This window comes from Spelaeicoccus albus, assembly GCF_013409065.1.
Taxonomy (GTDB): Bacteria; Actinomycetota; Actinomycetes; order Actinomycetales; family Brevibacteriaceae; genus Spelaeicoccus; species Spelaeicoccus albus.
Map to the genome: position 1 here is coordinate 3093058 of NZ_JACBZP010000001.1, position 13924 is coordinate 3106981.

The window sequence follows — 13924 nt, forward strand, 5'->3', positions numbered from 1 at the left end:
GGTAGTCGTCATTTCAGCGAAATCGCCCGGTCGGTAGGCCGTACGGGGGCCGGCAACTGCGTCTCGCCCGTCAACCATTTGTCGACTCCGGCCGCGCACGCTCGCCCTTCCGCGATTGCCCACACTATCAACGACTGTCCCCGGCCCGCGTCACCCGCCACGAACAAGCCGTCCACTTCGGACATGAATTCGTCGTCCCTGTCGATGGGGCGCGGATCGGACGGCGCGTGCGGACCGCTGAAGTCGGCGTCCAGATCGGCGCGGTCGGGCCCGGAGAATCCGAGGGCGATGAGCACCAGGTCGGCCGGGAGTTCCGTTTCGGTGCCCGGCGCTGCGCGACGGACGCCGTCCACTATCTCGGTCTCGGCCACGCGCAGCGCGCGAACGTGTCCCGAGTCGTCTGCGACGAATTCCACAGTCGATGCCAAGAACTCGCGGGTGCCGCCTTCTTCGTGGGCCGTGCTGACTTCGAAGATGCGCGGAGTCATCGGCCACGGCTCATGGTCCGGGCGATCGTCCGGCGGGCGCGTGCCGATGGCCAGGGTGGTGACGGAGGCGGCCTTTTCGCGCAGCGCCGTGCCGAGGCAGTCCGAGCCGGTGTCGCCGCCGCCGATGATGATGACGTGTTTGCCTTCGGCGGTCACCCGGCCCGGAAGCTCGTCGCCGGCGCGCACCTTGTTGGACGGCGTCAGGTAGTCCATGGCGTACATGATGCCGTCGGAATCGCGTCCCGGCAGCGGCAGGTCTCGCGGGACACCGGCACCGGTCGCGATGATGACCGCGTCGTACCGAGCACGCAGCTCGGGCCAGGAGATGTCGGTGCCGATCCTCACGCCGGGTTTGAACCGGGTGCCCTCGGCCTCCATCTGCTCGAGCCGCCTGTCGACCAGACGTTTTTCCAGTTTGAAGTCCGGGATGCCGTAGCGCAGCAGCCCGCCGATGCGGTCTTCCCGTTCGAACACGGCGACGGTGTGTCCCGCGCGGGTCAACTGTTGGGCGGCGGCGAGGCCGGCCGGCCCGGAGCCGACGACCGCCACGGTCTTGCCGGTCAGCCGGTCGGGCACGTGGGGCGTGACGTAGCCGTGGTCCCAGGCCCTGTCGATGATCGACTGCTCGATTTGTTTGATTGTCACGGGCGGCTGGCTGATGCCCAGGACGCATGCGGGTTCGCACGGAGCGGGGCACACGCGGCCGGTGAATTCGGGGAAGTTGTTGGTGGCGTGCAGCCGTTCGATCGCCTCGAATTCGTCGCCGCGCCAGGTTGCGTCGTTCCACTCCGGGATGAGATTGCCCAGCGGGCAGCCGGTATGGCAGAACGGCACTCCGCAGTCCATGCACCGGCCGGCTTGACGTGTCAGCTGGGAGTGGCTTTGCGCTTCGTAGACCTCGCGGAAATCCATCAGGCGCACCGGCACCGGACGACGGGCCGGCAGTTCGCGCTCGCGGGTGGTCAAGAATCCGTGCGGATCAGCCATGGGTTGCCTCCAATATCCGTTTCCACACCACTTGCCCGTCGGGGTCAAGCCCTTCCGTTTCTGCCTGGCTCCGCGTTTCCAGGACCGCTGCGTAGTCGCGCGGCATCACCTTGGTCATGCGCGCGGCGAGTTCGGCGCCGCCGGCAGCCGACAGCAATGACCGGGCGACCGGCGAGCCGGTGTACTCGACGTGCCGACGCAGCAAGCCGGTGACGAGTTCGAGATCGTGCCCGTCGAGGCCGCTGACGTGCAGCGCACCGGTGGCGACGGCCGTCTTGTTCAGCTTGCGGGTGTCGAAGTCGAGCAGGTAGGCGACTCCCCCGGACATCCCGGCCGCGAAGTTCCGGCCGACAGTGCCCAGGATGAGCGCACGGCCGCCCGTCATGTATTCGAGTCCGTGGTCGCCGATTCCCTCGACGACTGCCGTCACGCCGGAGCCGCGCACCAGGAATCGTTCGCCGGCCTGCCCGGCGATGAACAGGGTCCCGGACGTCGCACCGTATCCGACGACGTTTCCGGCGATCACATTGTCGGACGAGTACGAGGCAGCGTGCTGCATGACGACGATCCGCCCGCCGGACAGCCCCTTGCCCACGTAATCGTTGGCATCGCCGGTGAGTCGCAGCGTGATGCCCGGCGGCATGAACGCGCCGAACGACTGTCCGGCCGACCCGGTCAGCGACACGTCGATGGTGTCGTCCGGCAGGCTGTCCACGCCGAACGTCTTCGTCACTTCGTGGCCCAGCAGCGTGCCGACGCTGCGGTCGGTGTTCCGCACCGTGCCGGTCAGCTGGACGGGCAGCCTGTCGGTGAAGACGTCGGCCGCACCGGTGATGAGCGCCCTGTCGAAGTGTGAGGCCGTGTCGTGGTCCTGCCCGCGAAAATTCCGCACCGCAGCGCCGCCGGGCATCGGGCTTTCAAGGATGCGCGAGACGTCGAGTCCTGATGCCTTCCAATGGTCGACGGCTCGTTGCATGTCGATCAGGTCGCGGCGCCCGATCGCCTCGTCAAGGCTTCGCAGGCCAAGCGCGGCAAGGTGTTCGCGGACCTCTTCGGCGAGGAAGGTGAAGAAATTCATCACGAATTCGGGCTTGCCGGAAAACCGTCCGCGAAGCTCGGGGTTCTGCGTGGCCACGCCGACCGGGCACGTGTCGAGGTGGCAGACGCGCATCATGATGCAGCCGGACACGACGAGCGGCGCGGTGGCGAATCCGAACTCCTCGGCGCCCAGCAATGCCGCAATGACGACGTCCCGCCCGGTCTTCAGCTGCCCGTCGACCTGCACGACGATGCGGTCGCGCAGCCCGTTGAGCATGAGCGTTTGCTGCGCTTCGGCAAGACCGAGCTCCCACGGCACGCCGGCGTGTTTCAGCGAGTTCAGCGGGCTGGCGCCGGTGCCGCCGTCGTGCCCGGAGATCAGGACGACGTCGGCGCGCGCCTTGGCAACGCCGGACGCGACGGCGCCGATGCCGATCTGGCTGACAAGTTTCACGTGCACGCGGGCATCCGGGTTGGCGTGTCCGAGATCGTAGATCAGCTGCGCCAAGTCTTCGATCGAGTAGATGTCGTGGTGCGGGGGCGGCGAGATCAAGCCGACGCCGGGCGTGGCGTGCCTGGTCGACGCGATCCACGGGTACACCTTGGACGGCGGCAGCTGGCCGCCCTCGCCGGGCTTGGCGCCCTGCGCCATTTTGATCTGGATGTCGTCGGCGTTCGTCAGGTACAAGCTGGTGACGCCGAACCGGCCGGATGCGATTTGTTTGATGGCCGACCGGCGTTCCGGGTCGAGCAGCCTGTCTATGTCTTCGCCGCCTTCGCCGGTATTGGATTTCGCGCCGAGCCGGTTCATGGCGATTGCCAGATTCTCGTGGGCCTCCCGGCTGATCGAGCCGTAGCTCATGGCACCGGTGGCGAACCGTTTCACGATCTCGCTGGCCGGTTCGACCTCGTCGATCGGGACGGGCTTGTCGGCGCGGCGCAGTGAGAACAGCCCGCGCAGGGTCATCAGTTCGGCGGACTGGTCGTCGATGAGGTTCGTGTATTGACGGAAGATGTCGTAGCTGCGCGTGCGGGTGGAGTGCTGGAGCCGGAATACCGTCTGCGGGTTGAACAAGTGCGGGGGTCCTTCACGGCGCCACTGGTATTCGCCTCCGACGTCGAGGCCGCGGTGTGCGCGCGCGGCTTGGTTGTCGGGATACGCGCGGGCATGCCGGGAGGCTGCTTCGGCGGCTATCACGTCGAGTCCGACTCCGCCCAGCTGGCTGGTCGTGCCGGTGAAGTACTTGTCGACGAGTTCTTGGCTCAATCCCAACGCTTCGAACGTTTGCGCGCCCCGGTACGAATGCACTGTCGAGATGCCCATTTTCGACATGATCTTCAAGACGCCCTTGCCGAGCGCCGTGATCAGGTTGGCCACGGCGCCGTCCGCCGTCTGGCCCGCCACCCGGCCGGCCCGGACAAGTTCTTCGGCCGATTCCATCGCCAGGTACGGGTTGACGGCCGATGCGCCGTAGCCGATCAAGGCGGCCACGTGGTGGACTTCGCGGACGTCGCCGGCCTCGACCAAGAGGCCCACGCGGGTTCTGGTGCGTTCACGGATCAAGTGGTGGTGGACGGCCGAGGTGAGCAGCAGCGACGGGATCGGCGCCAGTTCGGCGGTCGAGTCTCGATCGGAGAGCACCAGGAACTGCGCGCCGGCGTCCACGGCTGCCGTTGCGGCTGTGCAGATCTCCTCGATGCGCCGGGCAAGTCCGACGCCGCCGGTTTCCGGTTTGAACAATCCTTGCAGGATGACCGTGCGGTCGCCGATGACGCCGGCCCGTCCCGGCCCGGGCGGCCGGCCCAGGTGCACGAGCTTGGCCAACGCGTCGTTGTCGATCACGGGGAACGGCAGGATGACTTGACGGCAGTGTTCGGCGGTGGCGCCCAGCAGGTTCAGCTGACTGCCCGACCCCGCCGCGAGCGATGTGACGAGTTCTTCCCGGATGGCGTCCAATGGCGGATTCGTCACTTGGGCGAAGCTCTGCACGAAGTAGTCGAACATCAGTCGCGGACGCTCGCTGAGCACGGCAATCGGCGTGTCCGACCCCATGGCGCCGAGCGGTTCGGCGCCGGCGCGCGCCATCGGGGCCAGCAGGATGCGCAGCTCTTCCTCGGTGTACCCGAAGGTGCGTTGGCGCCGGGTCACGGAGGCACGACTGTGGACGACGTGCTCGCGGTCGGGCAGGTCCTCCAGCCGGATCCGGCCGGCGTCCAGCCAGCTGCCGTACGGCTTCTCGCCGGCCAGTTCGGCCTTGATCTCCTCGTCGCTGACGATCCTGCCCGCGACCGTGTCGACAAGGAACATCCGGCCGGGCTTGAGTCGCCCGCGGGACACGATGTGCGCCGGGTCGAGATCGAGCACTCCCACTTCGCTGGCCAGGACGACGAGTCCGTCGTCGGTGACTTGATAGCGGGCCGGGCGCAGACCGTTGCGATCGAGGACGGCGCCGGCGACCCGTCCGTCCGTGAACGTCACGCAGGCCGGGCCGTCCCACGGCTCCATCAACATCGAATGGAATTCGTAGAAATCGCGTTTGGCCGGAGCCATCAGCGGATCGCCTTCCCACGCTTCCGGGATCATCATCATGACGGCGTGGGGCAGCGACCGCCCGGACAGGGTCAGTAGTTCGAGCACTTCGTCGAACGATGCGGAGTCGCTGGCGCCGGGCGCGTTGATGGGCAGCAGCCGCGCGATGTCGCGGGTCGAGCCGTCCGACCGCGGGCTGGCCAGCAGCGGCGAGGCGAGCGACGATTCGCGGGCGTGCATCCAGTTGCGGTTGCCGCGTACCGTGTTGATCTCGCCGTTGTGCGCAATCATCCGGAATGGTTGGGCAAGCGGCCACGACGGGAACGTGTTGGTGGAGAAGCGGGAGTGCACGATCGCCAGTTTGCTGGTCAACGCGTCGTCCGACAGGTCCGGATAGAACGGCTCGAGCTGCTGCGTCGTGACCATCCCCTTGTACACGATGGTGCGCGCCGACAGGGACGGAAAATACACGCCCCGATGCTCGGCGCGTTTGCGCACGGCGAACGCGCGCCGTTCGATGACCATCGGGTCGGGTCGGCCGGACGCATCGGTATCGGCCGGGATGGCGGGGTCGAGTTCGACAAAGACCTGCCGGAATTCCGGCATCACGGTGCGGGCGGATTCGCCGACCACGTCGGACGCGACCGGCACGCTGCGCCAGCCGAGCACTCGCAGCCCTTCGTCTGCGGCAAGGTCGGCGACGGCGTCCATACCGGCCTCCGCGTCTGCCGGATCCAAAAACGCCGTGCCCACGGCGTAGTCACCGGCCGCCGGCAACGTGAAGTCGACGACGCCGGTAAAAAAGTCGTGCGGCACCTGCAGCATGATGCCGGCGCCGTCGCCGGTTCCCTGATCGGCGCCGACGGCGCCGCGGTGCTCGAGATTCCCCAAAGCAGTCAGGGCGTTCGCCACGACCGCGTGCGTCGGTCCGCCGCGAAGCGTGGCGATCATGGCAAGTCCGCACGCATCGTGCTCATTGGCCGGATCGTAGAGTCCGGTCGCGCGCGGAACTGCTGAAAACGCTGTCATCTCTACCGTCCTCCGTCAGCTGAAACGATCGTGGACGGACTACGTTGTCCGACGATGCCGGCGATCGATGGATCGGCTGCGGCAGCGATTCGACGGCGGCGGGTCTCACGGCCGTGTGCAGAAAGAATACCGCGCGCGGATGTGCGGCCCCCGGAATTGTCCGGTCAGTGAGACGTGCGTCTCACTCCCGGTCGTCGCGCCGGCGCGCTGCGTCGGACGCGTCGGACGCGTCATCCGGCGTCGCGTCCCCCGCCATGTCCGCGTCGTCCGGCGTCCCGGCGGTTTCGCCCGGGTCGGCGGTCTCGGCGGTCTCGGTGGCCGCAGGCTCCGCCGATTCGGCGTCGCCGGATTTGTCCTCGGGCACGACCGGGATCATGCCGGTCGGCGGGACGCCGGCCCGGCGCCGCCCGGTGGTCGGGATCTCCGACGCCGAGGGCAGCACGTTCGTTTCGCCCTCGGGAACCCGGCCGGGCAGATAGATTCCGTCGGTGGATCCGAAGCCGTGACGTCGCCAGCTGAGATAGAAGAACACGACGCCCAGGATGAACACCACGATGCACGTGAACACGTTGATGCGCAGGCCCAGGATGTGCACGGCGTTGTCGATGCGCAGCATTTCGATCCAGACCCGGCCGACCGTGTACAGGCAGACGTACATCCAGAACGTCTGGCCCCAGGAGAATTTGAGTTTGCGACCCAGCCAAATCAGCACTATCGCCACGCCGATGTCCCACAGACACTCGTACAAGAACGTGGGTTGGAACAACGTGCCGGGCGCGTATTCGGGTCCCGGCCAGTTCGGGTTGATCCCTCCGTCCAGGAGGTAGTCGATGTGCAGGCCCCACGGCAGCGTCGTGGCTTCGCCGAAGAGTTCCTGATTGAACCAGTTACCCCAACGGCCGATGGCCTGCGCCAGGATCACGCCGGGGGCTGCCGCATCGACGAACATGGGGAGCCGGACGCCGGCGCGTCTGGCGCCGATCCATGCGCCCAAGGCGCCGAGGACGACGGCGCCCCAGATGCCCAGGCCGCCTCGCCAGATCTGGGGAATGAGCCAGAGGTCGCCGTCCGGCCCGAAATAGGCCTCCGGCGTGCTGAAGACGTGGTAGAGCCGTCCGCCGATGATGCCTGCCGGAATGGCCCAGATGGCAATGTCCCACATCTGGTCTTCGGTGCCGCCAAGTCGCTTCCACCGGCGGGTGGTCAGCCATAATGCGACGACGATGCCCAGCAGGATGCACAGGGCGTAGGCGTGGATCTCGAACTTGCCGATATAAAAACCGCTCCACGACGGGCTGGGGATTTCGGCCAGTAGGCGTTCAGTGCGCACTCGTGTCCTCGCTCGTCGACAATCCGGCGATCAGTTCCCCGGCTACGGAGGCCATGGCCGCCACGCCGTCCGCCCCCAGGCTCCGCACCAACGCCGATCCTACTATGACGCCGTCCGCAAACGACGCGACCTCACGCGCCTGCTCGGCCGTCGACACGCCCAGGCCGACGCACACGCGCTCGGCGCCGGCCGCCTTCGTATCGGCGACGAGGCGTTTGGCCTCACTGTCGACTGTGGCGCGCGTGCCGGTCACGCCCATCGTCGAGGCAGCGTACACGAATCCGCTTGCCGCCCGTGCCGTCAATGCCAGACGTTCGGGAGTGGAAGACGGCGCGACGAGAAAAATCCTGTCGAGATCGTGGTCCCGGCTGGCCGCCATCCACTCGCCGGCTTCCTCGGGTATCAAGTCGGGAGTGATGAGACCGGCGCCGCCGGCGGCCGCCAGGTCACGGGCGAACGACTTCACGCCGTACCGCAGCACCGGGTTGTAATAGGTCATCACGACGGCTGCCGCCCCGGTGGCGGCAACTGCTTCGACGACGCGCAGCACGTCGCTGGTGCGCACCCCGCCGGCAAGCGCTTGTTCGGCGGCGTGCTGGATCACCGGCCCGTCCATGCCGGGATCGGAATACGGCAGGCCGATCTCGACGATGTCGGCACCGGCCCGAGCCAGCGCCACGGCCGCCTCGATCGAGGTGTCGACGTCGGGGAAACCGGCGGGAAGATAGCCGATGAGGGCTGCGTCGCGCCCGGCGGCCCGGGCAGCGTCGATGGCTTCGGCGGTGCGGATGCTCATGCTCCCTCTCCCGGCTCGTCGTCCAACAGATCGAACCAGCGGGCGGCAGTCTCGACGTCCTTGTCGCCGCGGCCCGACAGGCTGACCAGGATGACGGCGCCGGGGCCCAGCTCCCGGCCGATGTCGAGCGCGCCGGCCAAGGCGTGCGCCGATTCGATGGCCGGGATGATCCCCTCGGTGCGGCACAGCCGCTCGAACGCGTTCATGGCATGGTCGTCGTCCACCGGCCGGTATTCCACTCGGCCGATCGACGACAGGTAGGCGTGCTCGGGCCCGACCGACGGGTAGTCGAGTCCTGCCGACACCGAATACGATTCCTTCGTCTGCCCGTCGTCGTCCTGCATGATGAACGACCGGGTGCCGTGCAGGACGCCGGGCGAGCCGCCGCTGATGGTGGCCGAGTGTTTGCCGGACGCAATGCCCTTGCCGCCGGCTTCAAAGCCGAAGAGTTTGACGCCGGCGTCCGGAATAAACGCGTGAAAGATGCCCATGGCGTTCGAACCGCCGCCCACGCAGGCGCACACGGCGTCCGGAAGCGCACCGGTCAGCTCGGTGACCTGCTCGCGCGCTTCCTCGCCGATGATCTTTTGGAAGTCGCGCACCATCACCGGGAACGGGTGCGGGCCCGTGACCGTGCCGATCAGGTAGTGCGTGGTGGAGACCGAGGCGACCCAATCGCGGAATGCCTCGTTGATGGCGTCCTTCAAGGTTTGCGAGCCGGCGGTCACGGGCACGACCTCGGCGCCCAGCAGCCGCATTCGGGCCACGTTGAGCGCTTGCCGGCGGGTGTCTTCGGCGCCCATGTAGATGGTGCAGTCGAGGCCGAGCAGCGCCGCCGCCGTGGCGGTGGCGACGCCGTGCTGGCCGGCGCCGGTCTCGGCGATCACGCGGGTCTTGCCCATCCGCTTGACCAGCAGCGCTTGGGCGAGCACGTTGTTGATCTTGTGCGAGCCGGTGTGGTTGAGGTCCTCGCGCTTCAAAATGATGCGCGCTCCCCCGGCGGCCTCGGCGAACCGCGGCACTTCCGTGATGATGCTGGGCCGGCCCGTGTAGGTCTCGTGCAGTTTTTTCAGCTCGGCGTGGAATTCCGGGTCGACCGACGCCTTTTCGTACGCCGTCTCGATTTCGTCGAGCGCCGCAACGAACGCTTCGGGCACGAACCGGCCGCCGTACTCGCCAAAGTACGGCCCGTCGTGCGGCGGGTAGTGGATCTTCTCGGTCATCGGTTTCCAGTCTTGTGCACGGATGAGAATTCGGCGACCGCGGCCCGAGGGGCGCCCCCGGTGACGAGGGCCTCGCCGACCAGCACGGCATCCGCCCCGGCCGCGGCGAACCGCTGGACGTCGGCCACTCCGGTGATGCCGGATTCCGCCACCGTGATGCAGCCGGCCGGCAGGGACGACGCGAGAGCGTCGAACATGCCCGGATCCACGTGTAAGGTCTTCAAATTGCGGTTGTTCACACCGATCACGCGGGCGCCTGCGCTGACGGCTCGAGCGATTTCCTCCGGAGTGTGGGTTTCGACGAGCGCCGTCATGCCCAGCGACGTGGCGAGTTCGAGCATGCCGCGGAGCTCGGCATCGTCCAACGCAGCCACGATGAGCAACACGATGTCGGCGCCGTGGGCGCGTGACTCGAGGATCTGATAGTCCGTGACCATGAAGTCTTTACGCAGCAGCGGGATGTCGACGGCGCGGCGGACCGCGTCGAAGTCGGCAAGGCTTCCGGAAAAGCGGCGTTCCTCGGTCAGCACGCTGACGGCGGCGGCGCCGCCGGCCCGGTAATGCCCGGCCAGCTCGGCCGGGTCGGCGATTGCCGCCAAGTCGCCCTTGGACGGAGATTTCCGTTTCACTTCGGCGATCACGCGTATCCGGTCGGTGGCCGTCAGCGCCGCGTGCGCGTCCAACGCCGGCGGCACGTCGGCGATACGCCGGCTCAGCTCCGCCTCGGTCGTGCGGCTGCGGCGGACTGCCAGATCGTCGCGGACGCCGTCGATGATTTCGCTCAGCACGCCGGCCGACTCGGCTGCGCTGCGCCGTCCCGCGCTTTGCTCGGCGGACGTCTCAGTGTTGCCTGGTGCGATGACCACCAACTCCAAAGCCGGCAAGTTTCAAGATCAGCCCGGCGATGAGGCCGATCAGGATGATGACTACTCCGATGCCGGCCAACAGCACGAACTGCGAGTTCAAGAAAAACGCGACGGCCAGCACTATGAACCCGACGAGCATCGTGAACACCGTCGTCCACCCGGCGACGGTATTGCCGTGCCCCGGGTCGAGTCGCGCGGCCTCCCTGGGATCGATGGGCTGCGAGGTGTCGGCGGTGCTGTCACTCATGGTTCTCCTTCTTCGGCCAGTCTCCTGACAATTATCGCATGTCCGGGCAGCGGGTTCAGGACGGGTCGTCGCCGCGTGTCAGTGCGTCCCACGTCGTCGACGGGTCGAGCTGGTCGTCGTCGGCGCCGGACTCCGTGCCGGACTCCGTGCCGGACTCTTGGCCAAACTCCTGGCCGATCTTCGGACCGCCGCGTGCATCGCCGACCGGGTCGTGCGCGCCCGCGCGTTCAAAACGCGTGCCGCCCGACGTCCAGCGCCGTCCGGCCACGAGGACTGCCGCGCAGGCCAGCACGACGAACGCGGCAAGGACGATGCCAACGACCGGCCAGGCCGTCAGCTGCGCGTGCTCGCCCGATTCGGCGAGGCCGGTCGTGTCCCGGACCTGGGCGGACGCCGCAGTCCCGGGCCGGGCCGCGACAGCCGCCGCAGTGGCGATCCACGCGCCGGACAGCACGATCATGATCGACGTGATGATGATGCGGGCGACGGTCCGCGCGATCGACAACGCCAGCGCGGCGGCGGCCAGCGCCGCGGCAACCGCCGGCAGCACCGCGGTGGCCTGCGTACCCGTCACGGCGACGGCGGACGTCGCGCCGACCGGTGAGGAGGCCTCGGCGGTCAGCCAGGTGCGCCCGGACACGACGAACAAGGCGCCTGCCAGCAGCAGGAGCGCGGCGACGGCGACTGCCTTTTGCCGTCCCGGTGTCATGCGGGTTCCCGTCATGGCGTGCGCAACGTTTCCGCAACGGCAATCGCGCGTAGCACTGCGGCCGCCTTGTTCTCGGATTCGGCGACCTCGGATTCCGGCACCGAATCGGCGACGATGCCGCCGCCGGCCGACACGTGCGCCGTGCCGCCCTTCAAATACGCTGTCCTGATGGCGATGGCCATGTCCATATCTCCGGTGAAGTCCAAATATCCGACGACTCCGCCGTAAATACCGCGCGCGGCCGGTTCGAGCCGGTCGATCAGCCTCAGCGCGCGTGGTTTGGGCGCCCCCGAGAGAGTGCCGGCCGGGAACGCCGCGGCAAGAACGTCGAAAGCGCTGCGGCCGTCGTCCAGCCGGCCCACGACGGTGGAGACCAGGTGCATGATGTGGCTGTAGCGTTCGATCTCCATGAACTCGACGACTTCCACGGTGCCCGGCACGCACACCTTCGACAGGTCGTTGCGCGACAAGTCGACAAGCATCAGATGCTCGGATCGTTCCTTGGCATCGGCAAGCAGTTCGACGCCCAGCTCGTGATCGGCCTCCGGCGTTTCGCCGCGCGGCCTCGATCCGGCGATCGGGTGCGTGATGGCTTCGCTGCCGGTGACCTTGACGAGCGCTTCGGGAGACGACCCGACGATCTGGTACGGCGTGCCGTCCGGCTCGGCCATCGACAGCAAGTACATGTACGGACTCGGATTGGACCCGCGCAGGATCCGGTACACGTCGAGCGGGTCGGCGGCGCAGCCGATGTCGAAGCGCTGCCCCAGGACCACCTGGAACACCTCGCCGTCGACGATCGCCTGTTTGCCGTGCTCGATGGCGGCAATGTAATCGGCGTGCGGCGTCCGGTTGTCCGCCGACGCCGTGGCCGTCACGTCGGCGACCGCGACTGTCGGAGCGGCCGGCACCGTCACGGCGGCCGTCATGGAGTCCAGACGCAAGACCGCGTCGCGGTAGGCCTCGTCCACGCGCAGGTCGGTATTGTCCATGTTGATGGCGTTCGCGACGAGCATGACAGTGCCTTCGAGGTGGTCGAAGACCGCCAATTCGGAGGCAAGCATCAGCCCGATCTCGGGCACGCCCAGTTCGTCGGCCGGCCCGGAGCCCAGAGTTTCCCAGCGCCGGACGGCGTCCCAGCCGAAAAAGCCGACGAGGCCGGACGTGAGCGGCGGCAGTCCTTCCAGCCGCGGAGTGGCCAGCGCGTCGATTGTCGCGCGCGCCACCTCGATCGGGTCGCCTTCGACCGGCAAACCCTCCGGCACGCGGCCGATCCAGTGGGCGCGGGAGTCCTTTTCGGTCAGCGTGGCAACCGATCCGGCGCCGATGAACGAATACCGTGCCCAATTGCCGCCGCCGGACGATTCCAGCAGGAAAGTTCCGGGGCGACCGCCGCCGAGTTTCCGGTAGAGCCCCACGGGGGTTTCGGCGTCGGCAATGAGCCGCCTGGTCACCGGAATAACGCGGTGGGTGGCGGCGAGTCCGCGGAAGTCCTCGGCCGTCAGGCTCTCCCCGCCCAGTTCGCGGGTCATGGGCGGGACCCCGTGACGACGTCCAGCGACCGGCCGTCGAAACACGACCGGGTTCCCGTGTGGCAGGCCGGTCCGACCTGGTCCACGGTGATCAGCAGCGCATCGCCGTCGCAATCGAGGGCTGCGGATTTGACCCACTGCACGTTGCCGGAGGTATCGCCCTTGCGCCAGTACTCGCGACGCGAGCGCGAGTAGAACGTCACGCGGCCGCCGGTCAGCGTCCGGTGCAGTGCGACGTCGTCCATCCAGCCGAGCATGAGCACCTCGCCGGTGTCGTGCTGTTGAATGATGGCCGCCACCAGACCGTTCGCGTCGCGTTTGAGCCGGGCGGCGAGGCCCTCGTCGAGAGTCGGTGCAGAAGTCACCCCTCCATCATCCCAGGTCGGCGGCGAGCCGTGGAAATCGAGGTCCGGGCGGGAAGGTCAAAGACCGCGGCGTGTGACACCATGAACTATGTCCGATACACCGCAGCCATTGTTGTCGGCCGAGACGGGGCGGGCCGATCTGGCCGACGCCCTGGAAGCGGCCGGCCCGGAAGCTCCCACGCTGTGCGAAGGATGGCGCGCGGCCGATCTGGCCACGCATCTGTGGGTCCGCGAAGCCCGTCCCGATCTGCCGCTGGGGCGATTGGCCGGCCGGGTGATCGCCCCCTTGAAAAGTCGCAGTTCGCGGGTGCACCGGGACTTGCTGACGGCCGCGCGGACAACTGCCGGTTTCACGGCGCTGGTGGAACGGTTCCGAGCCGGCCCGCCGGCGATCAGCCTGGCGGCGATCCCGCGCGTCGGCCGGGCGGCGGACTTGATGGAGTTCTTCATCCACTTGCTCGACGTGAGCAAGGCCGGCGAGACCGATACCACGCCCCCGCTGTCGGGCAGCTACTCCGAGGCGATCTGGTCGCAGCTGACCGGGTTGGGGGCGCTGCTGTATTTCCGTTCCTCCCCGGTCGGGGTGATCCTGCGGCGTCCGGACGGCGTGCGGAAGGCCGTCAAGCGCGGTGCCGGCGGGAGCGTCATCGTCACGGGAACCGTCACCGAGCTGACGCTGATGGCCTCCGGGCGGCCGGCCGATGTCACGGTGGACGGCGACGAGTCCGACGTCCGGGCGTTCCGCACGACCAAGCCGCGACTCGGCTCATAGCCGGTTCAGCGG

11 protein-coding genes are annotated in these 13924 nt (G+C 67.9%); 1 reads left to right on the forward strand and 10 read right to left on the reverse strand.

The features are described 5' to 3' along the window. Positions 1-8 precede the first annotated feature (8 nt). The 10 genes from BJY26_RS14370 to hisI all read right to left on the reverse strand — a co-directional run bounded on the left by BJY26_RS14370 (position 9) and on the right by hisI (position 13140). Entirely contained in the window at positions 9-1475 is a 1467-nt protein-coding gene (locus tag BJY26_RS14370) for a glutamate synthase subunit beta (protein ID WP_179428907.1), read from the reverse strand. After that, positions 1468-6072 (reverse strand): glutamate synthase large subunit, encoded by a 4605-nt coding sequence (gene gltB / locus BJY26_RS14375; RefSeq protein WP_179428908.1) that lies wholly within the window; start codon positions 6070-6072, stop codon positions 1468-1470. The genes BJY26_RS14370 and gltB overlap by 8 nt, the downstream gene beginning before the upstream one ends. Before the next feature lie 181 nt (positions 6073-6253). Next, on the reverse strand, positions 6254-7402 hold the full coding sequence (gene lgt / locus BJY26_RS14380) for a prolipoprotein diacylglyceryl transferase (RefSeq protein ID WP_237248798.1): 1149 nt from the start codon (positions 7400-7402) through the stop codon (positions 6254-6256). Beyond that, positions 7392-8198, reverse strand: coding sequence for a tryptophan synthase subunit alpha (gene trpA, locus BJY26_RS14385; RefSeq protein WP_179428909.1), 807 nt, complete (start codon positions 8196-8198; stop codon positions 7392-7394). Before trpA ends, lgt begins: the two co-directional genes overlap by 11 nt. Continuing rightward, positions 8195-9421 carry a tryptophan synthase subunit beta gene (gene trpB / locus BJY26_RS14390; RefSeq protein WP_179428910.1) on the reverse strand — a complete coding sequence of 409 codons (1227 nt, stop codon included), beginning with the start codon at positions 9419-9421 and terminating at the stop codon, positions 8195-8197. Before trpB ends, trpA begins: the two co-directional genes overlap by 4 nt. Then, on the reverse strand, positions 9418-10209 hold the full coding sequence (trpC, locus tag BJY26_RS14395; RefSeq protein WP_179429985.1) for an indole-3-glycerol phosphate synthase TrpC: 792 nt from the start codon (positions 10207-10209) through the stop codon (positions 9418-9420). Before trpC ends, trpB begins: the two co-directional genes overlap by 4 nt. 52 nt (positions 10210-10261) lie before the next feature. Then, positions 10262-10534, reverse strand: coding sequence for an HGxxPAAW family protein (locus BJY26_RS14400; protein ID WP_218852431.1), 273 nt, complete (start codon positions 10532-10534; stop codon positions 10262-10264). Positions 10535-10589: 55 nt separating this feature from the next. Then, positions 10590-11243 (reverse strand): Trp biosynthesis-associated membrane protein, encoded by a 654-nt coding sequence (locus BJY26_RS14405; RefSeq protein WP_179428911.1) that lies wholly within the window; start codon positions 11241-11243, stop codon positions 10590-10592. An 11-nt stretch (positions 11244-11254) separates the two neighbouring features. After that, on the reverse strand, positions 11255-12775 hold the full coding sequence (locus BJY26_RS14410; protein ID WP_179428912.1) for an anthranilate synthase component I: 1521 nt from the start codon (positions 12773-12775) through the stop codon (positions 11255-11257). Continuing rightward, positions 12772-13140: a phosphoribosyl-AMP cyclohydrolase gene (gene hisI, locus BJY26_RS14415; RefSeq protein ID WP_179428913.1), complete on the reverse strand. Its 369-nt coding sequence runs from the start codon at positions 13138-13140 to the stop codon at positions 12772-12774. Before hisI ends, BJY26_RS14410 begins: the two co-directional genes overlap by 4 nt. Positions 13141-13228: 88 nt before the next feature. Here hisI and BJY26_RS14420 point away from each other — a divergent pair, with 88 nt between their 5' ends. Continuing rightward, positions 13229-13912, forward strand: a complete 684-nt coding sequence (locus BJY26_RS14420) for a TIGR03085 family metal-binding protein (RefSeq protein WP_179428914.1) — start codon at positions 13229-13231, stop codon at positions 13910-13912. Positions 13913-13924: the final 12 nt, after the last annotated feature.

What these genes read in the sequence shown, in the direction of transcription:
- BJY26_RS14370 (WP_179428907.1), bottom strand. Translation starts at nt 1,475, where the DNA reads ATGGCTGATCCGCACGGATTCTTGACCACCCGCGAGCGCGAACTGCCG.
- BJY26_RS14410 (WP_179428912.1), bottom strand. Translation starts at nt 12,775, where the DNA reads ATGACCCGCGAACTGGGCGGGGAGAGCCTGACGGCCGAGGACTTCCGC.
- BJY26_RS14400 (WP_218852431.1), bottom strand. Translation starts at nt 10,534, where the DNA reads ATGAGTGACAGCACCGCCGACACCTCGCAGCCCATCGATCCCAGGGAG.
- BJY26_RS14405 (WP_179428911.1), bottom strand. Translation starts at nt 11,243, where the DNA reads ATGACACCGGGACGGCAAAAGGCAGTCGCCGTCGCCGCGCTCCTGCTG.
- trpA (WP_179428909.1), bottom strand. Translation starts at nt 8,198, where the DNA reads ATGAGCATCCGCACCGCCGAAGCCATCGACGCTGCCCGGGCCGCCGGG.
- trpB (WP_179428910.1), bottom strand. Translation starts at nt 9,421, where the DNA reads ATGACCGAGAAGATCCACTACCCGCCGCACGACGGGCCGTACTTTGGC.
- BJY26_RS14420 (WP_179428914.1), top strand. Translation starts at nt 13,229, where the DNA reads ATGTCCGATACACCGCAGCCATTGTTGTCGGCCGAGACGGGGCGGGCC.
- gltB (WP_179428908.1), bottom strand. Translation starts at nt 6,072, where the DNA reads ATGACAGCGTTTTCAGCAGTTCCGCGCGCGACCGGACTCTACGATCCG.